Raw genomic sequence first — 24163 nt, 5'->3', positions numbered from 1 at the left:
GGCCCTCTTAAAACTAAGAGGGCCAACGGAGGTTTAAGGAAGGCACGTCCCTTCCTTTACTTCTAAAAGAGTCAATCTCTATGAAGGTCGATTAGCTCGCACGACCTTCAGACCAAGCTTTCAACAAGTCGTTGTAAGGCACTGTTACACCTTGTGGCTTCTCGTTAGAAAGTTTCGCTTTAGGCGAACCAGGTTGATTTAACCAATAAGACTCATCTTTAATTGGGTTCAACTGAGGTCCACATACTTTTTGCGCTTTAGCACGCTCAAGACGTTGTAGTACTTTATCTTGTGCTTTAGCCAAACCGTTCAGAGCTTCTTGAGGTGTTTTTTCACCGTTAGCCGCTTCTGCAATGTACTGCCACCATAGCTGAGCTAGCTTAGGATAGTCTGGCACGTTCGCACCAGTCGGTGTCCACATTACACGAGCTGGACTACGGTAGAATTCAACTAGACCACCTAGTTTAGGTGCTGCAGCTGTCATCTCAGGAGAGTTGATATCAGACTCACGGATAGGTGTTAGGCCAACCAGCGTTTTCTTCAAAGATACAGACTTAGATACGGTGAACTGAGCATACAACCAAGCTGCTTGACGACGATCAAGAGGTGTACTCTTCATCAAGGTCCAAGAACCTGTGTCTTGATAACCCAACTTCATACCTTCTTCCCAATATGGCCCTTTTGGCGAAGGCGCCATACGCCATTTTGGTGTACCGTCTTCGTTAACAACAGGCAGATCAGGCGAGGTCATACCCGCTGTGAAAGCTGTATACCAGAAGATTTGCTGAGCAACGCTACCTTGTGCAGGTACTGGACCTGCTTCACCAAAGGTCATACCTTGAGCTTCTGGTGGCGCATACTTACGTAGCCAATCCACATATTTAGTGGTTGCATAAACAGCCGCAGGACCGTTAGTCGCACCACCACGAGCCACACTTGAACCAACAGGGCGGCAATCTTCCATACGGATACCCCATTCGTCTACAGGTAGACCGTTTGGAATGCCTTTGTCACCAGCACCCGCCATAGAGAACCAAGCGTCAGTGAAACGCCAGCCCAATGATGGGTCTTTTTTACCATAATCCATGTGACCGTAAACTTTCTTACCGTCGATTGTGCCAACATCTTCAGAGAAAAATTTAGCGATATCTTCGTATGCAGACCAGTTTTGTGGCACACCTAGTTCATAACCATAAATAGATTTGAACTGAGCTTTTAAGTCTTCACGCTCAAACCAGTCAGCACGGAACCAGTAAAGGTTAGCGAATTGCTGATCAGGTAGTTGATAGATTTTACCATCAGGCGCTGTGGTGAAGCTGATACCGATGAAATCATCTAGGTCCAAGTCAGGGTTGGTTACTTGCGCACCTTCACCTGCCATGAAATCACTGATAGGTACCACTTTACCGTAACGGAAGTGAGTACCGATCAAGTCAGAGTCATTCACATAAGCATCATAGATATTACGATCCGACTGCATTTGTGTTTGCAGTTTTTCAACCACATCACCTTCTTGAATCAAGTCATGGTTAACTTTAATCCCTGTGATTTCATAGAAAGCTTTAGCTAACACTTTTGCTTCATATTCATGTGTCGCAATCGTCTCAGAAGCAACATTAATTTCCATACCACGGTATGGTTTTGCTGCTTTAGTGAACCAATCAAACTCACTCATTTGTTGGTCGGACGATAAAGTTGAGACGGTGAATTCGTCACTGATCCAGCGTTTAGCTGCATCTTGATATTGGTCTGCATAGAGGTTCCAGCTCGCGCTGCAGGCTCCAATAGCGCTGGCGATTAGCACCGATTTATACACTTTATTTTTATTGTATTTCATATAATCCTCACTAGTTGACGTACTACTTGCTTCATTGTGTTTGAAATTTTTAGCGCCTCTTAAGAAGGTATAAGAGGCGGTGTATATGTACTGGGTTCAAGCTTTGGCTAACGCCAAGGATTTAGCCCTTTTTCAGTACAAACAAAAGCCAAACAATTGAGATCCCAAAGGGATACCAAATACTGATTTCGCTTACTCCCACTACAAATAGATGGAAAAAAGCACTACTTAACAAACCGATAAACAACCTGTCTCCAGGTGTTGTCATAATCGGTAAGAAACCTTTACGCTCGACCGCAGGATGACGAATTTCATTGATCGTCATGAGTACAAGAATGCCAGCGATACAGGCGAAAAAGATTGCGACAGGTAAAGTCCAAGCCATCCAGTTCATATGCTTTCTCCTATACTCGACCAAGGGCGAAGCCCTTAGCTACATGGTTACGAACAAACCAGATAACCAAGACACCTGGCACGATAGTTAAACAACCGGCGGCGGCTAAGACCCCCCAGTCGACCCCGGAGGCGGTGATTGTCCGCGTCATAACGGCACCAATTGGCTTGGCATCAATCGAGGTCAAAGTTCTTGCTAATAACAGCTCTACCCAACTAAACATGAAGCAGAAGAAAGCCGTCACACCTATGCCTGAGCGAATCATTGGCAGGAAGATCTTGCCGAAGAAATGCGGGAAGCTATAACCATCGATATAAGCTGTTTCATCAATTTCTTTTGGCACACCAGACATAAAGCCTTCTAAGATCCACACCGCCAATGGCACGTTAAACAAACAATGTGCTAACGCCACAGCGATATGGGTATCAAATAGACCCACACTTGAATAAAGCTGGAAGAATGGCAGTAAGAAAACCGCTGGCGGTGACATACGGTTAGTCAGTAACCAGAAGAACAAATGCTTATCACCCACAAACTTATAACGAGAGAAGGCATAAGCTGCTGGCAAGGCAACCAACAATGAGATCACGGTATTGAGTGACACATAGTAGATTGAGTTTAAGTAACCGTTATACCAAGTCGGGTCAGTAAAGATGACGCGATAATTATCCAAGGTGAAATTTTGTGGGAAAAGCGATAAGCCACCCAAAATTTCCTGGTTGGTTTTGAACGACATGTTCAACAACCAATAAATAGGGACAAGTACGAATAGTAGGTAGCAAACCATGCCCACCTGACCTTTAGTGAAAGGTAGCGCTATGCCTCTCTTTTTCTGCGCTGCTTGAGCAAAACTAGTGCTGCTATTTAGGGTTTTAGTCGACATATTATTCCCCTTTCTCTACATGTGTCATTGCTGTGTATAACAACCAACTCACCAATAGGATGATTAGGAAGTAAATAAGGGAGAATGCACCGGCACGACCTAGGTCGAATTGGCCAATCGCCATGGTTGTCAAAGTCTGGCTCAAGAAGGTTGTTGAGTTACCTGGGCCACCACCTGTTAATACGAAGGGCTCGGTGTAAATCATGAAACTATCCATAAAGCGCAACAAAATACCGATCAGCAATACACTTTGTAGCTTAGGTAGCTGGATATAACGGAAGATGGCCCAGCCAGATGCGCGGTCAATACGTGCAGCTTGATAGTAAGCATCAGGAATGGCGCGCAAACCTGAATAGCAAAGTAAGGCAATCAAAGAAGTCCAGTGCCAAACGTCCATCAATAGAACCGTTGCCCAAGCATCACCAGAGTTACCCGCATAGTTATAATCAATACCAATGGCATTAAGGGAATAACCCATCAGACCAATATCAGCTCGGCCAAAGATCTGCCAAATAGTACCGACAACGTTCCACGGAATAAGCAAAGGAATGGCAAGCAAGATCAAGCATAATGCTGACCAGCGCCCTTCTTTAGGCATCATGAGTGCGACACAAATACCTAAAGGTACTTCGATCAGTAGGACACAAAATGAGAAGATAAATTGACGAATTAAAGAGTCATGCAACCTAGGGTCACGCAATACTTCTTTAAACCACTCCACCCCTACAAAGTAACGGTTAGAGGCATCAAATATGTCTTGTACCGAATAGTTAACCACTGTCATCAGTGGCACGACGGCACTAAAGGCCACCAGTAAAAATACTGGCAACACTAAAAACCAGGCTTTATTATTTTCTACTTTATTCATTTCAAAAGTCTCAGCAGTTTTTGCAAGGTCATTGTTGTAACGAGATTAATGCTCTGATTAATCAACCAAGTATTCGTCCGCATACACCTTTAACCAGTTTCCTGGGAAGCGCACATACACAGAACCGCTAGGCACTGATTGCTCTTCAGGTAAGCGTGCTTTAAATTCGGTATTGCCTAATTTAAGCGAGACTATCTTGTAGGTACCTAGATCACTGACCGTAACAACCTCACACTTAAAGCAGTTTTCACAGCTCTCTAATAAGGTGTCTGCTCCTTTATCGCTCTTAGCTAAGTTGCTTAATAAAGGACTGTCGGCTTCTAAAACTTCAACAAACTCAGGGCGAATACCCAGCTTAAGTTCGTGGTAAGGCGTCACCGCAAGTTTGCTCTTCATCTCGTCATCAAGCGCCACCTTATGGCCTTCAAGATAAAGCTCATTCTGCTGAAAACTGCCATCGAAGAAGTTCATACCTGGGCTACCAATAAAGTAACCAACAAAAGTATGCTCAGGCTTTTCAAATAGTTCTCTTGGGGTACCAAATTGCACAACCTGACCGCCATACATAACGGCAATCTTGTCAGCAAAAGTGGAAGCTTCTAGCTGATCATGGGTTACATACACCATGGTGATATTGAATTGCTCGTGGATCTGCTTAAGCTTGCGACGCAGCTTCCACTTCAAATGAGGGTCGATAACAGTTAGTGGTTCATCAAACAAAATGGCAGAAACATCGTCACGTACCAAACCACGCCCCATTGATACCTTTTGCTTTTCATCCGCAGTCAAGTTTTTCGCTTTTTTCTTGAGTACATCTTCCAACTCAAGCATGTAGGAAATATCTTTTACCTTAGCGCTGATTTCTGCTTCTGATTTACCCACATTACGTAGCGGGAATGCCAAGTTGTCGTACACACTCATGGTGTCGTAAATCACTGGAAACTGGAAAACCTGAGCAATATTTCTCTCTTGCGGCGTTAAAGCATTCACTTCATGGCCGTCAAATAAGATCTGTCCTTCTGATGGTGTTACCAAACCAGAAATAATGTTCAAAAGCGTCGATTTGCCACAACCAGAAGGTCCAAGTAATGCGTAAGCACCACCTTTTTCCCATACATGGTCCATCTCACGAATGGCATAATCCTTATGACCTTGAGGATTGGCGCTATAACTATGGGCCAATTGTTTTAAATGTATCTCAGCCATGTTGAACACCTCCTGAAACTTGGCCTGCCTGATTCACTATGGGCAACCGAGTTGGTACCTTGAGAATCTTGCCATCTTCATCAAATACAAAGATTTTGTGTGTTGGCATATACACCTTAATTTGAGCATCCACTTCGTATTGGTAAATACCGGTCAGATGTAACACCAAAGAGAGGTGCTTATTGCGCACATGCAAGAAGGTTTCTGATCCACTGATTTCAGCCAGTTCAACACGTACCGAAATTTCTAAGTCGTCTTCATTGACAGGGAAAAGTGCTAAATGGCTAGGACGTACACCAAAGATGTAATTGCCACGGCCTAGACCTGCAAGATCAGCATTAAGTGGGAAGTGAGTCGCTTGATCCAAGGTCACTTCACTGTCTGAAATCTCACCTTTAGTCAGATTTAATGGTGGCTCGGAGAAAAGCTCTGCGCAGGCAACCGTATCTGGGAAGTTATAAACTTCGGCGGTTTCACCATACTGAATAGCGCGACCTTCATGTAACACAGTTGTGGTACCACCGAGAGCTAACGCTTCGTTTGGTTCGGTCGTCGCATACACGGCGATGGTATTACGCACCTTAAATAGCTCGCGCATTTCTTGGCGCAGTTCTTCACGTAACTTGTAGTCAAGGTTAACTAGGGGCTCATCAAATAAGATTAAGTCCGCATCTTTAATCAAGGCGCGTGCCATGGCGGTACGTTGTTGCTGACCACCGGATAGCTCTAATGGCATACGAGTTAAGAAGTTTTCAATGCGAAGAATTTCTGCCGTTTCTCGCACCTTTCTATCTATGGTTTGTTTATCATCACCAGCCAAACGTAACGGCGAAGCGATATTGTCATAGACACTTAAATTGGGGTAATTGATAAATTGCTGATACACCATTGAGACATTACGTTGACGTACAGGTACGCCCGTCATATCAGCACCATTCATTAGGACACGGCCAGATGTTGGTTTTTCAAGACCAGCCATCAAGCGCATTAAAGTGGTTTTACCGGCCAGTGTACGACCAAGCAAAACATTAAAGGAGCCAGGTTCGAAGTTGAGGTTCACATCATTAATGTGCAGTTCACCATCAACTACCTTAGTTATCTTATCAAGAGTCAAAGACATGGTATTTCCAGTTTATTTATTGTTGTTGTCACTGTGTGCAAAAAGTACTGCACTTTGTAAAACGTGTCTTAGGACTAATTCAAGGGGCGTGCCAAAAGTCACAAAAATGAAATAAACATATGTTTTTATTGAATTTTTTTAATTTTCGAACGACTAAATATGAAAAAAGTATGATGAGAAGTGAACAGCTAATCAGTGTTCAGCTTGTTCAGGAGTGTTCAGTTGAACACTAGAATGAACAGTTTTACAGGAAGAGTTAAGCGGCTTTTGATTCACAATCAAAGCCGCTTTTAGTAAAAAAACTAAGCTGTTTGCTTCGCTTTAGTTTCTTGATTTGGTAACGCGATAGCTATCATGCTTGCTACAAATAGCAGACCGACTGAAAAGCCAATACAGGCTTCTAAACCATAGCTTTGATAAAGGTAGCCAGACATTAAAGTACCGAGCAAGCGCCCCATAGCATTAGCCATATAATAAAAGCCAACATCTAACGAAACACCATCGTCACTGGCATAGTGCACGATCAAAAAACTATGCAAAGAGGAATTAATCGCAAAGGCGACCGCAAAGCCTGCTAAGCCAATCATCAACACCCAGAATGCAGAGAGTTCGCTGACTAAACCTAATGCAATTAAGGCTGTAATCAGTGTTAACACTAGGCCCCAGAAGCAAGCCATTTTGGCTTCTTTATTAGAAGCGTTTGCCGCTTTTGCTGAAAAACGGTTAATCAAGTTAGGTGCGCCCGATTGCACTAACCCATAAATGATCACCCAGGTCGCTAAGAAGCCACCAACCCATTCATGCTCCCAGCCAATTTCTGAAGCAAGATAGACAGGCAAAGCCACCACAAACCAAACATCTCGCGCGCAGAACAAAAATAATCTGGCTGCAGACAATATATTAATGGCGCGGCTTTTCGAAAAAATCTGTTTAAATTTAGGTTTGTTTTTCGCTTTACCTAGATCTTGCTTAAGACGTACCAAGCTTAGAATCAAGATAGCGACCAAGAGCAATAACATGACTAAAACAGCACCTTGAAAACCTAATAAGGCCAATAAGACGCCACCAAGGAAAAAGCCCACACCTTTCAAGGTATTCTTAGAGCCAGTTAATACAGCAACCAATTTAAACAAACGCGCTTCTGCTGCGGCATTCAGTGCGAGAGCGTTTTGCCCCTTATCATCAAACTTAAAGTTAGCGAGAGATTTCACGGCACTCTTAGCACTCATTTTATTCAGATCTTTAGCTATTCCTGATAAAGCCTGCGCTGCCATTACCCAAGCAACCGTGAGATACACTTGCGGTACAAGCAACATAGCAAGGGCCAGAACCTGTATAAACAAACCAATATTCATTGTTCGGTTTAAGCCAATTCTTGCTCCTAACCAGCCTCCAAAGAGGTTGGTTACTACGCCGAAAAACTCATAGAAAACAAATAAAAGTGCTATCTCTAATGCCCCATAACCTAGCTGATAAAAATAGAGCACCACCAGCATACGTAAGGCACCATCGGTCAAGGTAAAGCACCAATAGTTTGTTGTTACTAAAAGGTATTGCCTGAATAATTCAGGCAATTGTTTAAATTTTTCTATCATCTGCATCGTCAATGACTCTGGGTTAGCTCACTTATGATTGATCAGACAAGCCGACTTTCAGGGCTAATTCAGCTGCTCGGTTGGCATAGCCCCACTCATTGTCATACCAAACATACACTTTTACCTGAGTATCATTAACAACCATGGTGGATAGGGCATCCACTATGCCCGAACGTGGGTCACCTTTATAATCCACTGACACTAATGGTTTTTCTTCGTAACCAAGAATTCCTTTAAGCTCACCTTCTGCTGCGGCTTGTAATAATTGATTTACTTCAGCTTGGTTTGTGGCCTTATTTACTTCGAAAACACAATCTGTCAAAGACGCATTTGCCAAAGGAATACGCACAGCATGGCCATTCAGCTTGCCCTTTAACTCAGGAAAGATGTGAGTAATAGCGGTAGCAGAACCTGTTGTTGTCGGGATCAAACTTTGGCCACAGGCACGAGCTCGACGTAAGTCTTTATGAGGTGCATCTAAAATAGTTTGGGTATTGGTTATATCGTGAATAGTGGTCATTGAGCCATGCTTAATACCCAGTGACTCATGGATTACTTTCACTACAGGTGCAAGACAGTTGGTAGTACAAGACGCTGCTGTGACAATTTTATGTACTTCTTTGTCATAGGCCTCATCATTTACACCCATTACTACATTGAGTACGCCCTCTTCTTTAACCGGTGCAGTAACAACGACACGCTTCACACCCTGTTCAAGATAAGCTTCAAGACGTGCTTTCTTATTCATCTTACCGGATGCTTCAATGACAAGGTCACAAGCAGACCAGTCAGTTTCGGCAATCGTTTTATTTTGTGAAGTTTTAATCAGCTTACTGCCAATGTGAATTTCATCACCCTCGGCCTCAGCGGTATGCTGCCAAGTCCCTTGAACAGAGTCATAATTTAACAAGTGAGCCAAGGTTGTCGCGTCACCTGCTGGGTCGTTAATTTGAACAAAGTCCAATTCAGGCCAATCCCAAGCTGCACGTAATGCTAAGCGACCCATGCGTCCAAAACCGTTTATTCCTACTTTAATCGTCATCTCTTTTCTCACTTAGTTTTTAATCATTGTTACAGCACTTTATGACGCGCTCTGGTCTATCACCCATTTTCGCCAATCGCGCTTTATCCAGCTTCAACACTTCTTTATAACCCTCAGCCGCGTTATCAATGATGTTTAATGCCCACTGAGGTAAGGCTTCATTTATGCGGTAGTGAATCCACTGCCCCTGACGTCTATCGTTTAAAAGGTTAGCTGTTTTCATTAAGGCAAGGTGTCTAGATATTTTAGGCTGGCTAAAATCTAGCGCTTCAACAAACTCACAAACACATAATTCTGATTCTTCTAACGTCAAAAGTAAGATGCGTAAGCGAGTTGAATCCCCTAGGCATTTTAATAATGTGATGGCATCCAAATGTGTTTCCTTATATATGTATTTTCGAATATACGAACAATCATATATATGAAAAAACAGATATACAAGAAAAATTAAATGCCAGATTGAATAAACACCTAATAAATATCAAATAGCAGCAGAAATGAATTAAGAAATGAGCAGGAAGAGAAGATGATCTGAGTTCAACTCAGATCATCTTAAGAATTAGGGAACCTGAGATTAAGTCACCTCTTCTCAGTCTGTTCTTCTAAGGTATGGGGAAAAAGTTTCATTCAAGGCGTTACTTTGCGTTTATTAATAGAAAGTCAGTGTAGGTACCTTTCGAAAAGTAACAACACAGGGTGTTACTTTTTCTGAATGCCAAGTAGGTATTATTTAAAGACCCAAAGGGCGTGGTCTAAAAGCCCTATCTTTACGCTGAGGACCTTATCAATAGAATAACTATTAAGTTGCGTTCCTCGCCATAAATCTAGCGGCTTTTATCCACACGCTGAGGCGGGAGAACTTACTCGCAGCTTCCCTAGGCAAGTAATGGGTCATCTTTGGGTAGCACTTTTTGGATCCAAAGTGCGAGTTTATGTTTCATATTAGGTAAGTCTTCTTTATCCGGTGGTAAAGCAACCAAGAGCTTATCTTGTACCAATAATCGATATAAAACTTCTACTTTTTCATTCGCCGACATAGTGGCTTGAAAGCCTGAATAACCTCGTTTTAGAGCATACTTTTCACCCACTTCAATCGCTTTTTTAGCTAACTGGGCCTCATTTTTAATCTTTTTCATTTAGTACTCTCCAAAAGACAACGCTATTTATTGAATCCATTTAAACAAAATTAAGAAGGAGTTTTGCGCTTCTATGCCTACTACTCTAGCGTCTTTAACCTTGCTCTTAAAGGGCTATCAGAATAAGAACTTATTCAGATTCATTTAAGGTCAAAAAATAAACTAAAGACCAAGCTCATTCGACAAAATACTTTGATATTCACCTGTTGCTATTAAATTATCTAACCCTAGATTAAAGTCTTGTATCAATTTCTCTGCTTTGGGATGTTGCTTAGACACTAATAAATGATTTGAGTATTTAAAGAAGACCTTATCTAGCACCTGTATATCATTGCTAGAGGCAAAAACTTGAGCAACATAGCTATAGCCTTCTAGTTTATCTACGACAACAATATCAACTCGGTTTGCTTTAAGCATATGAAAGCAGGACGCCACATCTGGTGGGCTAAAATGACTTGCTACACCAGAATCAACCAAAACCTGAGAGTGTCCCTGCAAGGTATAGCCCTGTGGTCGACACAGTCTGATACTTCCAATGTCTGCAGTAGATGAAACATCAAGTTGTGCCTCATTTATCGCAAACGCCCTTTGTTCAAAGATAAATAAAGGTTTGGAATACAAAAAAGCAGCCTGTCTTTCCGCTTTAATCGACCAAGCATAGGTGGCATCGACTCGCCCTTTATCCGCCATTTTTAACGCCCTATTCCAAGGATTAATATCGATAAGCGTTTGATAACCAGACCTTTCAAATGACAAGCTTACAATCTGGGATAAAGGACCAAGTTGCTTACTGTTAGACGAGATATAAGGTGGAAACTCTCCTGTGGTTAGCTTAAGTGTTTCAGCCATTAATACAGAAGGTATTAATGCTATTCCTAGGGTGATGATACCCATGATTTTTATGACATAACTCAGAACTTGATTAACGCTTGGCAGGCGAAATTCAAACATGCGTCCCTCTTTATTATTTTTATGTGATTGCCGCTCATTAATGCATCTCACCTCTCAAAAAGCTCAAACTCGAAAAAGCCGTTACTTATGACCAAGGCTAAAAAGCAGACAGTTAGCGTTAGGTTAACTATTAACCTTTATGATTAAGATCAATCAAATAGGATAAAAAATCGATATTCGATGTACTCAATTTAAAGGAATATTACACTTATATTTCTGCCTATTTATTAAGGAAATTTGAAAAGTTATCTCTTTTAAACCTTACCAAAAAGCGCTTATTTTTAGGCTTTTTATGCGGCAAATGAGCTAGCTAAAGCCAAGCATTAGAAACACCTAATTAATAAATATGATAGTCACGCTGTACGTTCTCAAATTAAATTCAATCGAATGATGAAGGGATTTAAGCAGGCGTTTCATCCCTAGATTTCATTCTCATTAAATTATGGAAGTTCCTATGAAAATCTCGTTAAAAAGGATGTCTTTACCTAAGCAATTAGGCTTAGGTGCTCTTTTCTCTGTGTCTGTTTTTATTCTGATCTTGTTATTACTTATCACTCGAGTATTTAATACTGCCATTGACGAGATAGCTCAGGATCATCAATCTCAAGAAGTAAAACTGATTGCACAGCAGTTAGAGTCTGACTTTCTGGCTATTAGAATGAGCCTTGATGTGCAAGCAAAACAAAGCAAGCAGCACTTCTCGACCTTGACCCAAACTCAAGGTGGCACAGCCGCTCAGCATACAAAACTAAGCCTATCTGGGGTTCAATTAGATACAGACTATTTAGTGAAAATGGCCCAACTTAGTGGTGTTCAATATAGTCTTTACACCTATGGCAACAGCGGCTATCAAGAAGCATTAACTAGCTTGACTATCCCTGCAAACCTAAAGCAAATTAGTGTCAATAGCTCTGATTTTGCTTCACTTTTTCAAGGTCAGGATCTTTATCTAAAGCAGCGTTTTAATAACGCAGACTACCTCATTAAATATCAGGTCATTCGCTATCAAGGTGAAGCTCCTGTTTTACTAGCTACCTATTATGACTATAGCCAGCAACTTACTCACATAAGAGATAAGATAAATGAGATAAAAATTGGTCTATCAGGCTATATCTATGTCACAGACACTGGGGCAAATGAGTCAGTTCTTACAATACATCCAAGTCTTGTCGGTAAAAGCCTATATACCTTGTTCCCACAGATAAAAAGCACCTTTGAACAACTTTATCAAAGTAAGCAAGGTAGCGCTGTTTACTCGTTACAGATTAAAGGCAAAGGCGATGATGTGAGGGCTTCTAAAGTCTTTTTTCATCATGTTGAAGGCTGGAACTGGGTGGCCGTTTTAAAAACCTATGATGATGAATATGCTGCTGTGATTAGAGATAAACTCATGCCTATTATTATCATCAGTATTATTGGGGCTGCTTTATTGAGCCTCGCTTTATGCTTGCAGATTGCCTACGCCTTAGCACCTATGAAAGAAATCACCAAAGGCCTTTCTAAGCTGGGTAAAGGGCAGCTATCGTTCCGTTTTAAATCGTTAAACCCTAGGACAAGTCGTAACGAAGTCGACCTATTAAAACGCGATATTACCGCCATGCGCGATGGGTTAATTAATGTCATTACACAAGTACGAAATTCAAGTGAAAGCTTGATCGCCTCATCAGAGTCTATTAATAGTGCTAACTCTCAGCTTAAGAGCCAAGCGAGTCAAAGTGAGCAAGAAAGTTTGCATGTGGCTTCTGCAATAGAACAAGTTGCACAATCCATTGAAGAGGTTGCTAATAACTCTAATCAAGTCTCACAAGAAACAACCAATGCCAGCATGATTTCGAGCAAAGGTAATTCTGCCATGCAGGCAGTTGAGGCGACTGTTGCTCAGTTATCAGAAGCCTTTCATCAAGCTTCTAGCATCATTAAAGAGGTAGAAACCAATAGCCAAGGGATAGGTGAAGTCGTTGATACGATTAATGGCATCGCCGAACAAACTAACTTGTTAGCTCTCAACGCAGCGATAGAAGCAGCACGAGCAGGCGAACAAGGTCGTGGTTTTGCTGTGGTTGCAGATGAGGTACGGGTGTTAGCTCAGCGGACTCAAACATCGACCGAACAAATAAGACAAGTGGTTGAAAAGCTGCAAACTAATACACAAGCGGCCGTGGATAATATGGCGAAAGGTAATCAGCAAGTTTTAGAGAGTATAGATAAGGTTGCCGATGCTGGGCACTTGCTCACCCAAATTCAACAATCCATTAGTGAAGTTGAAATTCGCATGGGATCTGTTGCGGCTTCAACAGAGGAACAAAGTGTAGCAAGCTCACAAATACGTAGCAGCACGCACTCACTAAAAAGCAGTGCTAGCGAAACCTTCCTACAGGCAGAATCCTCGCAACAGCATACTAAAACAATAAAACAGCTTACAAATCAGTTACAAAATGACCTAAGCACATTCGAATTAAGCTAAAAATGTGGGGCTAAAGGTCTTCTATACAAACCTTTAGCTCCTCTTAACGATCTTTTCCGTGTATTTACACATCAATCACGATTTCCCTCTTAAATCTTACCTAAAAACATACCTTATTGTTCTTAAAGCGAAAAAGCAGAAAATTAAGTTAAATTTCTAGTGCAAAAAACAAACAAAAATGTAAGATTGCTCACTTTTGTTACTGATTGTCATTTACATGTAAACAAAATAAATATAAATTATTGTCAAATGATAATCATTCTCACTAGAAGTTAAAATTCATCTTACAAAGGATAGGTAATGTTCAATTTTTATTCTCGCTGGTCACTGCCAAGACAGCTAAGTATTAGTGCGCTTATCAGCGTCGTACTCGCAATCTCTCTATTTTTATTAGTTGTCTCTATGGTGTTCTATAAAGAGATCAATAAAATTTCAGATACCAACCAAGTAAAAGAAGTTAGCTTAATCAGCACTCAACTTGAAGCTCAGTATGATTCGATTATGCAAATGACTCATACCTTATCAAATGTATTAAACGATGAATTTAAAGCGCTAGACGTTGATCCTAATGAAACGATTAAGGTAGGCGCATTCGATAGCCCTGTAGTGACCTTAGAAGGTGAAGTACTTAACCTAAATTTCACTAAAATTGATCAATTCACTCGTTCAACTGGAGCGACTGCGACGATTTTTGTACGTGATGGCAACGACTTTTTAAGAGCAACAACATCACTTAAAAAAGAAAACGGGGCTAGAGCGATTGGTACCTACTTAGGCAATAAGCACCCAGGTTATCAAATGCTAATGTCTGGCCAAGCTTATGTGGGTAAGGCTTTCCTATTTGGCAAAAACTACATGACTAAGTATGTGCCTGTGACCAAATCAGGTAAAACCATTGCCATTTTGTATATTGGTGTTGCCTATGACGATATTCTAGCTGAGATCAATCACTCTCTAGGCAAACTGACTTTCGGCTCATCTGGCTACGTCTATATTACTGATACAGGTAAGAACGAAGCCCAACTCTTATTACACCCTACTCTAACAGGCAAAAACCTTTATCAAGAGTTCCCTGAGCTAAAAAGCACCTTTGCAAAAATGTATCAAAGCAAACAAGGCAGCATCATTTATCAAGCCAAAGTGGCTGGTCGTGATCAGCAAGCGGAGCACTCTAAAGCTGTGTTCCAACATATCGAGGGTTGGGATTGGGTCGTTGCGATTAAGCTTTATCGTGATGAATACCAAGGTCTTATTATTAGCAATATTATCAACCTAGGTATGCTATCTATTCTTGGTGCTATCCTGCTTTCAGCGCTACTTTGGTTCATCATCCGACGTGCGCTTATGCCTATGAAAGAGATCACCCAAGGCTTAGAACTATTAGGCCAAGGCCAACTAGATTTTCGCTTTAAAGCGCTAAATAGTCGTGACAGCAAGAATGAAATGGACCTGTTAAAGCGTGATATTACCGCTATGCGTGATGGCCTTATCGGGGTTATCACCCAAGTACGTAACTCAAGTGAGCTATTAATTGAGTCATCTCATTCTATTGATCAGGCTAACAACCAGTTAAAACAGCAATCCAGTAAAAACGAAATGGAAAGCTTACAAGTAGCATCTGCGATCGATCAGGTAGCAAGTTCCATTGAACATGTAGCAAACACCGCGAATGAAGTGTCTGAAGAAACCGTCAATGCACGCGTTGTAACCAATGATGGTAATGATGCAATGAAGGACGTTGAAGTCACAGTTGGTGAGCTATCTAACGCCTTTACTCATGCCTCTAATGTCATTGAAGAAGTGGAAGCAAACAGTAAAAGCATTGGTGATGTGGTTGATGTCATCAACTCTATTGCCGAGCAAACAAACCTGTTAGCCCTAAATGCTGCCATTGAAGCAGCAAGAGCGGGTGAGCAAGGCCGTGGTTTTGCCGTTGTTGCTGATGAAGTTAGGGTATTAGCCCAGAGAACACAGCAATCTACCGAAGAGATTCGCAAGGTTGTTGAAAGCTTGCAACAAAACAGCCAATCAGCGGTTAACAGCATGGCGTCTGGCAGTCAGCAAGTTGCTGATAGTGTGAAAAAAGCAGGTAAAGCAGGTGAGCTTCTAGCTCAAATACAGGCTTCTATCAGCACAGTTGAAGCGCGTATGTCTTCCGTTGCGGCATCGACAGAAGAACAGAGTGCGGCATCTGGCCAGATAAGAAGCAGTAGCCTTGAGATGAAAACGAGCGCCAGCGAAACCTTCTCTCAAGCTGAGATATCAGGCCAACACAGCCAAAACATCAAGGCGTTAAGCCAACAGTTGCAGCAAGATTTAAGCTCTTTCAAACTGAAATAGCAGTATAAAAGGTCGAGTTCATGATTGAACTCGGCCTTTTTATAATTAGCGCTTTATCTTGCTTGAGCACAAGCTAGATGGACGAGTATGATTAGACATCTTGATTATGCTTACCAACTAACACCTGTCTATGTCTGATATTAACCCTGCCCATCATCACCGTCATTTTGTACTGCTTGAAGGTGACCTTGATGCGTGTCTTGACCATTTTTTCAACCTAAGCGAAAACTTACGTCAACCAATATTAGCAGCACCAGATCTTGATATATTTCATGCGATCAAAAACCCTCAAGTTGAAACCTGTAAAGCGATCCCTAATAAAAAACTTAAGCAAGTATTAGGACAAAGCCATGAAGCGGTTTTTCTAGATATAGAAGAAGGATTATCTGCTTCTGCCATAAGCCTTATCGCAGGCACTATTAAAGGTGGCGGCGTTCTCGTACTTGCCTTAAGAGATTTAAAGCATTGGCTAAATAACATAGATCAAGAGCAGGCCCGCTATCTGCCTTGGCCGCTTACTTTCGAAGATGCAAAGCCTAACTTTAAAGAATATTTTTTAGCCAAGTTAAAACTAAACAAGATACAGCATATTAAACTTGGAACTTTCACTAGCGCACCTCATGCTCTCGCTAGCATTCAAAAAGGCCCGAAAGACCTTATCCCCAGCAAAGAGCAAAACCAGCTTATCGAAGCCATAAAAACCTTTGCGATAAAAGCCAATGAGCAGAGAAAAACACCCTTAGAGAATAAATCTGCTAGCTTCGTCCTTGCCCATAGAGGAAGAGGAAAATCAACAGCGTTAGGCATTGCTCTAGCACAACTCAATCAAATATCAGCAGAGATGAGTGTTGCAATAACAGGCCCAAATAAAGCCGCTATTGCGCAATTAGAGAAGAGTTATTTTCAAACATTAGACAATAGTCCAAAGACAGAAAGTTTAGCGCATAACTTATTCTTTTCACCCGATAGCTTGATACATAGTCCAAAAAAACTAGACTTCCTCATTGTTGATGAAGCAGCCGCTTTGCCCCTCCCCATGCTGACGTCTTTATTCAGTATTTATAAGCATTTAATTTTTTCCTCAACAAATCACGGTTACGAAGGTTCTGGCCGAGGATTTGGCATTAAGTTTATTGATTATTTAAAGCAAGAGAGCGAACACTTTAATACCCTCACCTTATCTGAGCCTATACGCTGGCGTAAAGGTGATGTGCTAGAGGCTTTTATCAGTGACCTTTTGTTGTTAAAAGGGAAACCAGATAAAGGCCTACCTTCTTCTCACTATAAAAAGCTTAATATTGAAAAAATAAAACAAGATAACTGGCTAGATAAAGAGAAAACTTTAGACGAATACTTTTCGCTATTAGTGAGCGCCCACTATCAAACATCTCCTGATGATATAAGGTGGATATTGGATGACCCTAGCGTGAGCACCTGGCTAATGAAAGCTGATAACCAGCTCATTTCTACTGCCATCATTAGTGAAGAAGGCTTACTTGATTCTTCACTTTCCTTGGCTGTAGCACAGGGCACTAGACGCCCAAGAGGCCACCTATTACCTCAATCCTTACTCGCCCATGAAGGCCATTTAGATGCGGGTGACTATCGGTATTGGCGTATCAGTCGTATTGCCAGCCAAAGCCATTTACAAAAACAAGGTTATGCCAGCCAGCTTCTGACAAAAATAGGCGAGGCAGGAATAGAAGATAAAGTCGACTTTTTATCAACCAGCTTTGCAGCCACTTTTGATGTGGTAAGTTTTTGGCAAAAAAATGGTTTTATTTGCGTTCGTTTAGGGACAGCAAGAGATCAAGCTAGCGGCTGTTACTCTGTGATGATGTTAAAGCCATTAAATGCCAAAGCTGAAAAGCAGGCGCGTTTATATCAGGCCTTCTATTTATCAAACCTTAAACAAAATTTAGACAGAGACTACCCAGATATTGAGCAGAAACTCGCGCAAGCACTAGTGCAAACAGGACCCAATAAGGATCAGTTAGACTATATAGAAACAGCCTCATTCAAAGCAATTGAAGCTGAAAAAGATCAACATGACCTTAAACTCTTCGCTCACCACCACAGACCCTATGAAACCATTAGGGCCCAGTTGTATCGTAGTGTGATAGCAAAAAAAGAAATGGAGCAGAGCCAAGAAATAGCGCTATTAAATGAAGCAGTATTAAACCCCATTAAAGAAGCTAACTTTGCTCAGTTTAAGCTGCTCTCTAAAAAAGCCATAGACAAGGCGCTTAGGCAGTCCGTGGCGCTACATTTGTTATAAGTTCAACTTTATCTTTCTCGATCATTTAACAACTAGAAAACTATTTCGATTAACGGTATCTGTCATGAATCATTTCATAAGTACCATCTTCTCTAAATTCAGCGAGTTTTTTGTTAAATTTCTCAGCGATTTCTTTATGGTTTTCAAGCTGGTTACTAAAGCAGAGGTAATACTTTCTCACTGGGATATCCTGCATAGGGATGTAAGCCAGTTTATCACTCAAGCCAGCCTCAGAAGCGAGAAACATACCCGCTTCTAAACTTAAAAATAAAGCATCGAACCTTTCTCGCGATAACATGGGAAAGGCATTACTAATATGGCCTATCTTCTCAAACGCTATCCCGGCATCTTTTAAATACTGGTTCGCGGCATAACCTTCTACAGATCCAATTTTCAACCTTTTAAGATCAGAAACATAACGGATACCAGACACATCAAAACCACGCTTTACGATAATACCTTGTGTGGCAGTACTTAAAACATCTGAATAATAGGAATAGGCTTCTCTTTCAGGTTTATAAGCACAAGAGAAATAACCAGCAGCCTCCCCCTTTTTAACTGTATTGATTACACGGTTCCAAGGTACAAATTTAAACTGAGCATCAAGATTTATATCTTTGAAAATTTTATCGATAACTTCTACATCAAAGCCCAAGGCCTTGCCCATAGGGTTAGCAAATTCGTAGGGAGGGAAATGATCTGCCAAAAACACCAAGGGTGCAGCTTTAATAGGAGTAGAGAGACTAAAAACAAGGAAAGTTAGTATCAGGCCAGATTTTTTAAAACCAGAAAATAAATGAGATAATACAGAAAGAGCTTTCATAGGAAACCCATCATAAATATTTTTTATTTTATTTAGCATAGCTAATTTATAGATAAGTTATTAAAGATAAATGACTTAATTATGTAAATAAACCACATTTTATTGATAAGAACTCACTTTTCTATCTTTTATCATTCCAACCTTAGCTTATTTAAAGATAACCTTTTGTTTTTAAATAATTAATTAGCATTTGGGTGGAATTACCCCTTTTTTTAGAATGAGATAAAAACCAAGTATTTTAATCTCTAAATCAAGAATGTCATTTACATTAAATTAGCTGAAACTCTTTGCTTATTTAGATTTTATTCTTATATTTCATGAGCTTACTATCACCACAAAAGGTGAATAAAGATAAATAATGGTTATGGGTGAAATTCCACCCATACGTATTTTTCCATGAGTCATATTACCCCCAATAGCTAAAGCTATGCTTTTCCTCACCTCTAACAGAAAACAAAAATAGTCTTAAGATTCAACAAGTTAAAAACAAAAACAAAAGTTGGCACCCTTTCTGCTATATCAGCTCCGTAACATAGAAACTTGTATGCCATTAATCTCATAGTTAAGGCATTAACAACTTAAAAGAGACGATAAATCTCTGTTAAGTCACACAGACAAACAATAATAAGTACCCTGTCGGAGTCTAATAAAAATGAAAAAATTTAATCTTGCTCTTTCTGCCGCTGTTCTAACACTTGCTGCCACTGGCGCTCAAGCTAGCTGTGAATCAGGTGAACGCGTTGTTAAATTTAGCCATGTAACGGGCGGTACAACTCACCCTAAAGTGGTTGCATCTAACAAGTTCGCTGAACGTGTTAATAAAGAAATGAACGGCAAACTATGTGTAGAACTTTATCCAAACTCAACGCTGTTTGGTGATAGTAAAGAGCTTGAAGCACTGTTACTTGGCGATGTTCAATTATTAGCGCCATCTCTATCTAAATTCGGTTCTTATACAGATAAATACGGTGTTTTCGACCTACCTTTCATCTTTAAAGATATGGACCATGCGATTCGTTTCACTCAATCTGCAGAAGGTAAAGAATTGCTAACTGAGATGGATGAGTATGCAGGCTTTGTTGGTCTAGGCTACTGGATGTCTGGCATGAAATACTTCTCTGCTAACAAAAAGCTAGAAGTCCCAAGTGATGCTGAAGGTTTAAAATTCCGCGTACAAACCTCTGATGTTGCTAAACAAATGATTTCTGCAATGGGTGCTTCTCCACAGGCGATGTCTTTCTCTGAAGTATACGGCGCGCTACAAACAGGCGTTGTAGACGGTCAAGAAAACACCTGGTCTAACATTTACACTAAAAAATTCTTTGAAGTACAAGACAGTGTGACTGAAACCAACCACCAGCTATTAGCTTACTTGTTCATGACGTCTTCTGAGTTCCTAGACAGCCTAGATAGCAGTACTCGTGCTCAGTTCATGCAAATTGCTAATGATGTGACTCAAGAAGCAAACCAATCGGTTAAAGCGAAAGAAGCGGCTAACCGTGCCAACATCTTGAAGGCAGGCGGTAAGATTAACACCCTTACACCAGCACAGCGTCAAGAATGGGTTGATACTATGAAGCCAGTTTGGTCTCAATTTGACCAATACATTGGTAAAGACCTAGTCAAAGCCGCAGCTGAATCCTAAGCTGCTACTGATAGGTGGGGCCCTCATCTCCCGCCTATCGCCCAGTTTTGTGTACTGTTTTATCTCCATAAAGCACTGAGAGTACACTCCTTTTGGCCCTATCCCATGCTGACTCGATCCGTGGGGTAAGGTCCGTTTTAAGTTACCGTCTATCTGAATACGAGTCTGGAGACTGTCATGGCATATTGGCCACACTTTTATCTATTACTATTTATTCTGATTCTCTGGGGATTAGAGAAGCGCTATCCTAACGCCGTGGATAAGGCTGAAGAAAACCTCATGGTTTTGGTTATTACCTCCATCATGCTCGTTTCGTTTGGACAGGTTATTGCCCGTTATGGCTTTAATACTGGCTGGCATGCAGCACTTGAATTTACCACGATCGCGTTTTCTTGGTTGATCCTTTTGGGCATGAGTTATGGTATTAAAACCGGCTTACACCTAGGTGTGGATATTGTCCTCAATGCGGTGCCATCGAAAACCCGCAAATTTCTATCCCTCACTGGTGCATTCGCAGCCATGATGTATGGTTTTATCCTGCTAGATTCTACTTGGCTGACTCTACTGAATGTTGAAGTAAGAGGCGGCGCCATCGAATATTGGAGCAAGATGTTCAAAATTGGCATTGGCTCTGAAGAACTGAGATACCCTGTATTCCTACAAGAGTTATTAGACATTAAACCCCGTGTTCACCGCTGGTTAGTCTTGGTGATCTTACCCATAAGTTTAGCCATGCTTTGCTTCCGCTCGATTCAAGCTTTCATTGCCATTTATAACGGCGAAAGAGAGATGCTGATCAGTGGTCACGAAGCACAAGATCTGGTTGAAGAAAATAAAGACGTTTTAAAAGACTAACCTATCTAACTTGCGGCTAAGGAGCTCGTTGTGGAATCATTAATTTTATTTGGCCTAGTGCTAGGGTTACTCTTTATCGGGGTACCTGTAGGTATATCTTTAGGTCTATCTTCTATCTTATTCGTGACCTTTTTCTCTCACGATTCATTATCATCAATCGCCCTATCCTTATTTGGAGCAGGCCAGCATTACACCTTACTTGCGATCCCGTTTTTCATATTGGCATCGTCTTTTATGTCTACAGGTGGTGTGGCAAAACGCTTGATCAACTTTGCGATTGCCGCTGTTGGTCACTTCCGTGGTGGCTTGGCAATGGCATCGGTACTCGCTTGTATGATGTTTGCTGCTTTATCAGGCTCATCGCCAGCAACCGTAGTGGCTATCGGTACCATCGCTATTGCCGGTATGCGCCAAGTGGGTTACTCAAAAGAGTTCGCCTCTGGTGTTATCGCCAACGCAGGTACCTTGGGTATTTTGATTCCACCTTCTATCGTAATGGTAGTGTACGCTGCTGCAACTGACGTATCTGTTGGTCGTATGTTCCTAGCGGGTGTCTTCCCAGGTCTATTAGCAGGCGGTATGTTGATGCTAGCTATCTATGTGGTTGCTCGTATTAAAGGCCTGCCGGCAGAGCCTTGGAAAGGTTTTGGCAATATTGTACGCGGTGGTAAAGAAGCGGGTTGGGGCTTGTTCCTAGTCGTTATCATCATGGGTGGTATTTATGGTGGTGTTTTCACACCAACAGAAGCCGCGGTCGTTGCTGCGGTTTACTCTATCTTTATCGCACTTTTTGTTTACCGCGATATGGGGCCTCTTAAGAATACCCCTTGGGTAGAAGAATCAGACTCTGCCATTGCCCGTGTTGGCTTTAATGGTAGTGTTTATGGTGTCTCTTTCTTCTTAGTATGGGAGATCCTATCCTTCTTCGCACTTGCAGATAGCGAAACTATTACCTCTGGTGATCGTGCTATTTGGGGCCTAATCATGGGTGTCGCTCTCGCTATTTTCTACATTTACAAACGTGGTCATGCGATTAATGCACCTTTGTTCAAATGTTTGTTAGCAGGCCTACCTATCTGGGCACGTAATCTAGGTCAAATGGGGCGCGCTTTTTTCCCTGCCTTGTTTGGTGGTGAGTCTCGTAAGGTAATGCTAGATGGTACAAAAACCACCATCATGCTGATGTTCATTATTGCCAACGCTCTATTATTTGCTCATACCCTATCTTCTGAACGTATTCCGCAAATGATTACTGAATGGATGCTAGGTGTTGGTTTTAACTGGTTCACCTTCTTGATTGCTGTCAACGTACTTCTCTTGATTGGTGGTCAGTTCATGGAGCCATCTGGCCTATTAGTGATCGTGGCACCCGTTGTCTTCCCAATTGCGATGCAACTTGGCATAGACCCAATCCACCTAGGTATTATCATGGTAGTGAACATGGAAATAGGTATGATCACGCCGCCTATCGGCCTCAACCTCTTTGTGACCTCAGGTATTACCGGTATGAGTCTGGCACAAGTCGTAAGAGCGGCTATGCCATTCGTTGCTGTACTAATGGTATTCCTGATCATAGTAACTTATGTTCCAGCGCTATCAACTTACTTGCCTTACAGCATTATGGGGCCGGAGCTAATCAATTAGCCCCATTAAACAATCTAACTAATGGCTTCTTAACAAAAGGAGCCAACAAGTGAAGATAAAAAAACGCTATGACACTGCCCTGTCATGGCGTTTTTTACTTTTTATTTTAAATCAGTAACTTAAACTCACTTATCTCTTTTGATTGCACTTCAAGCCAAGCGGAAAAGGTGTTCAATGCTTTGTTTTTTGGCATGGCGGGATTAGAGACTAATTGGTAATAACAAGGGTTCTTCACCTCAGCCTGAGTTAAAGCAATCAAACTGCCAGCCTGAATCGCATCCATAACTAACGAGGTTCGCCCTATCGCTATCCCATGACCTAACTCAGCCAGTTGCAGAGTGATATTAGACTGGGATTGTCGATCAATATGATCCAGCGACAAATCGATTCCGACTGCTTTAGCCCAATAGGACCAAGTATCGTCAAAAGGCGGTGGTACTGGGCTTAAATCACCTAATAGCGGCAAGTTAACCAACTTCTCAAGTTGTTTTTTATTCAACGGTGGCTGTAACTTATGCTGCTCTGCAAACTTAGCTGAGCAAACAGGAATCAGGTGCTCATCAAACAGCTTCTCCGTCTCACCTGCTTTAATCTCTTTCGAGCCATAATAGAGCCCAGCTTGAGCATGATACAAAGAGAAATCCAGAGGGCTGGTAACCGTATTTACACTGATTTTAAGTTTAGGATGAGCCTGATTAAAAGCCATAATACGCGGTAGCAGCCAGCGTATCGCAAAGCCTGGTTGGCTTGATATAACGATTTCATTTGCCTGCTTTTTTCGTTTTTCAACTTCAATTGTATGTTGAATGTGTCCTAATCCATGCTTTACTGCATCTAATAAGACTTGCCCAGACGAGGTGAGAATAACCCTTCGCCCAGTACGTTCAAACACGTCAAAACCTGCTCTAATTTCTAGGTTCTTAATATGCTGACTTACCGCACCCTGACTGATTCCTAGCTCATCAGCCGCTTTAGTAAAGCTGGCTAACCTAGCGGCAGATTCGAATATCTTTAAGGATTGAAATGAAGGTAAAATAAACATAAAGCATTAGTTTTTTCTAATAGGTTGTTTAGCAAATTAG

Annotated in this window: 19 protein-coding genes; 6 read left to right on the top strand and 13 right to left on the bottom strand. The window is 41.4% G+C overall.

The window, feature by feature from the left end; all coding sequences use genetic code 11:
- Positions 1-91: 91 nt before the first annotated feature.
- From TW85_RS16215 to TW85_RS16165, 11 genes are all read right to left on the bottom strand, one after another.
- Positions 92-1837 (bottom strand): ABC transporter substrate-binding protein, encoded by a 1746-nt coding sequence (locus TW85_RS16215; RefSeq protein ID WP_046018183.1) that lies wholly within the window; start codon positions 1835-1837, stop codon positions 92-94.
- A 121-nt stretch (positions 1838-1958) separates the two neighbouring features.
- Positions 1959-2231: a DUF2160 domain-containing protein gene (locus TW85_RS16210; protein WP_009832728.1), complete on the bottom strand. Its 273-nt coding sequence runs from the start codon at positions 2229-2231 to the stop codon at positions 1959-1961.
- 10 nt (positions 2232-2241) lie between these two features.
- Positions 2242-3018 carry a carbohydrate ABC transporter permease gene (locus TW85_RS16205; RefSeq protein ID WP_046018256.1) on the bottom strand — a complete coding sequence of 259 codons (777 nt, stop codon included), beginning with the start codon at positions 3016-3018 and terminating at the stop codon, positions 2242-2244.
- A gap of 97 nt (positions 3019-3115) precedes the next feature.
- On the bottom strand, positions 3116-3982 hold the full coding sequence (locus TW85_RS16200; RefSeq protein WP_046018182.1) for a sugar ABC transporter permease: 867 nt from the start codon (positions 3980-3982) through the stop codon (positions 3116-3118).
- A gap of 57 nt (positions 3983-4039) precedes the next feature.
- A complete protein-coding gene (locus TW85_RS16195) occupies positions 4040-5188 on the bottom strand; it encodes an ABC transporter ATP-binding protein (RefSeq protein WP_046018181.1) in 1149 nt (382 codons plus the stop codon).
- Entirely contained in the window at positions 5181-6308 is a 1128-nt protein-coding gene (locus TW85_RS16190; RefSeq protein WP_046018180.1) for an ABC transporter ATP-binding protein, read from the bottom strand. The genes TW85_RS16195 and TW85_RS16190 overlap by 8 nt, the downstream gene beginning before the upstream one ends.
- 302 nt (positions 6309-6610) lie before the next feature.
- Positions 6611-7909, bottom strand: a complete 1299-nt coding sequence (gene arsJ, locus TW85_RS16185) for an organoarsenical effux MFS transporter ArsJ (protein ID WP_238326235.1) — start codon at positions 7907-7909, stop codon at positions 6611-6613.
- Positions 7910-7934: 25 nt separating this feature from the next.
- Positions 7935-8945: an ArsJ-associated glyceraldehyde-3-phosphate dehydrogenase gene (locus TW85_RS16180; protein WP_046018179.1), complete on the bottom strand. Its 1011-nt coding sequence runs from the start codon at positions 8943-8945 to the stop codon at positions 7935-7937.
- A 19-nt stretch (positions 8946-8964) separates the two neighbouring features.
- Positions 8965-9318, bottom strand: coding sequence for a metalloregulator ArsR/SmtB family transcription factor (locus TW85_RS16175; RefSeq protein ID WP_084616371.1), 354 nt, complete (start codon positions 9316-9318; stop codon positions 8965-8967).
- 502 nt (positions 9319-9820) lie between these two features.
- Positions 9821-10081, bottom strand: a complete 261-nt coding sequence (locus tag TW85_RS16170; RefSeq protein ID WP_046018177.1) for a DUF5062 family protein — start codon at positions 10079-10081, stop codon at positions 9821-9823.
- 162 nt (positions 10082-10243) lie between these two features.
- Entirely contained in the window at positions 10244-11032 is a 789-nt protein-coding gene (locus TW85_RS16165; protein ID WP_046018176.1) for a transporter substrate-binding domain-containing protein, read from the bottom strand.
- A gap of 454 nt (positions 11033-11486) precedes the next feature.
- Here TW85_RS16165 and TW85_RS16160 point away from each other — a divergent pair, with 454 nt between their 5' ends.
- The 3 genes from TW85_RS16160 to TW85_RS16150 all read left to right on the top strand — a co-directional run bounded on the left by TW85_RS16160 (position 11487) and on the right by TW85_RS16150 (position 18114).
- Complete coding sequence (locus tag TW85_RS16160; RefSeq protein ID WP_046018175.1) at positions 11487-13496, top strand: methyl-accepting chemotaxis protein; 2010 nt, start codon at positions 11487-11489, stop codon at positions 13494-13496.
- A 300-nt stretch (positions 13497-13796) separates the two neighbouring features.
- The gene (locus TW85_RS16155; RefSeq protein WP_046018174.1) at positions 13797-15836 is read left to right on the top strand and encodes a methyl-accepting chemotaxis protein; all 2040 of its coding nucleotides are present in this window, start codon (positions 13797-13799) and stop codon (positions 15834-15836) included.
- Between the two features lie 130 nt (positions 15837-15966).
- Complete coding sequence (locus TW85_RS16150) at positions 15967-18114, top strand: GNAT family N-acetyltransferase (protein WP_046018173.1); 2148 nt, start codon at positions 15967-15969, stop codon at positions 18112-18114.
- Between the two features lie 49 nt (positions 18115-18163).
- Here TW85_RS16150 and TW85_RS16145 read toward each other — a convergent pair whose 3' ends face one another.
- Positions 18164-18937, bottom strand: a complete 774-nt coding sequence (locus TW85_RS16145) for a transporter substrate-binding domain-containing protein (protein ID WP_046018172.1) — start codon at positions 18935-18937, stop codon at positions 18164-18166.
- 652 nt (positions 18938-19589) lie between these two features.
- On the opposite strand from TW85_RS16145, the gene TW85_RS16140 reads away from it, so the two are divergent.
- The 3 genes from TW85_RS16140 to TW85_RS16130 all read left to right on the top strand — a co-directional run bounded on the left by TW85_RS16140 (position 19590) and on the right by TW85_RS16130 (position 23081).
- A complete protein-coding gene (locus TW85_RS16140; protein ID WP_046018171.1) occupies positions 19590-20582 on the top strand; it encodes a TRAP transporter substrate-binding protein in 993 nt (330 codons plus the stop codon).
- A 177-nt stretch (positions 20583-20759) separates the two neighbouring features.
- Entirely contained in the window at positions 20760-21437 is a 678-nt protein-coding gene (locus TW85_RS16135; protein WP_046018170.1) for a TRAP transporter small permease, read from the top strand.
- A gap of 30 nt (positions 21438-21467) precedes the next feature.
- Positions 21468-23081, top strand: coding sequence for a TRAP transporter large permease (locus TW85_RS16130; protein ID WP_046018169.1), 1614 nt, complete (start codon positions 21468-21470; stop codon positions 23079-23081).
- 106 nt (positions 23082-23187) lie between these two features.
- Here the strand turns inward: TW85_RS16130 and TW85_RS16125 are convergent, their stop codons facing one another.
- Entirely contained in the window at positions 23188-24123 is a 936-nt protein-coding gene (locus tag TW85_RS16125) for a LysR family transcriptional regulator (protein ID WP_046018168.1), read from the bottom strand.
- Between the last annotated feature and the right edge of the window lie 40 nt (positions 24124-24163).

The sequence above is a fragment of the Marinomonas sp. S3726 genome (assembly GCF_000967665.1).
Classification (GTDB): domain Bacteria; phylum Pseudomonadota; class Gammaproteobacteria; order Pseudomonadales; family Marinomonadaceae; genus Marinomonas.
This window is presented reverse-complemented; position numbering and strand designations above follow the sequence as displayed.

Excerpts from the sequence above, each read along its gene's own strand:
- TW85_RS16215 (WP_046018183.1), bottom strand. The coding sequence starts at position 1,837 with ATGAAATACAATAAAAATAAAGTGTATAAATCGGTGCTAATCGCCAGC.
- TW85_RS16210 (WP_009832728.1), bottom strand. The coding sequence starts at position 2,231 with ATGAACTGGATGGCTTGGACTTTACCTGTCGCAATCTTTTTCGCCTGT.
- TW85_RS16205 (WP_046018256.1), bottom strand. The coding sequence starts at position 3,018 with ATGGTTTGCTACCTACTATTCGTACTTGTCCCTATTTATTGGTTGTTG.
- TW85_RS16200 (WP_046018182.1), bottom strand. The coding sequence starts at position 3,982 with ATGAATAAAGTAGAAAATAATAAAGCCTGGTTTTTAGTGTTGCCAGTA.
- TW85_RS16195 (WP_046018181.1), bottom strand. The coding sequence starts at position 5,188 with ATGGCTGAGATACATTTAAAACAATTGGCCCATAGTTATAGCGCCAAT.
- TW85_RS16190 (WP_046018180.1), bottom strand. The coding sequence starts at position 6,308 with ATGTCTTTGACTCTTGATAAGATAACTAAGGTAGTTGATGGTGAACTG.
- arsJ (WP_238326235.1), bottom strand. The coding sequence starts at position 7,909 with ATGCAGATGATAGAAAAATTTAAACAATTGCCTGAATTATTCAGGCAA.
- TW85_RS16180 (WP_046018179.1), bottom strand. The coding sequence starts at position 8,945 with ATGACGATTAAAGTAGGAATAAACGGTTTTGGACGCATGGGTCGCTTA.
- TW85_RS16170 (WP_046018177.1), bottom strand. The coding sequence starts at position 10,081 with ATGAAAAAGATTAAAAATGAGGCCCAGTTAGCTAAAAAAGCGATTGAA.
- TW85_RS16165 (WP_046018176.1), bottom strand. The coding sequence starts at position 11,032 with ATGTTTGAATTTCGCCTGCCAAGCGTTAATCAAGTTCTGAGTTATGTC.
- TW85_RS16160 (WP_046018175.1), top strand. The coding sequence starts at position 11,487 with ATGAAAATCTCGTTAAAAAGGATGTCTTTACCTAAGCAATTAGGCTTA.
- TW85_RS16155 (WP_046018174.1), top strand. The coding sequence starts at position 13,797 with ATGTTCAATTTTTATTCTCGCTGGTCACTGCCAAGACAGCTAAGTATT.
- TW85_RS16150 (WP_046018173.1), top strand. The coding sequence starts at position 15,967 with ATGTCTGATATTAACCCTGCCCATCATCACCGTCATTTTGTACTGCTT.
- TW85_RS16145 (WP_046018172.1), bottom strand. The coding sequence starts at position 18,937 with ATGAAAGCTCTTTCTGTATTATCTCATTTATTTTCTGGTTTTAAAAAA.
- TW85_RS16140 (WP_046018171.1), top strand. The coding sequence starts at position 19,590 with ATGAAAAAATTTAATCTTGCTCTTTCTGCCGCTGTTCTAACACTTGCT.
- TW85_RS16135 (WP_046018170.1), top strand. The coding sequence starts at position 20,760 with ATGGCATATTGGCCACACTTTTATCTATTACTATTTATTCTGATTCTC.
- TW85_RS16125 (WP_046018168.1), bottom strand. The coding sequence starts at position 24,123 with ATGTTTATTTTACCTTCATTTCAATCCTTAAAGATATTCGAATCTGCC.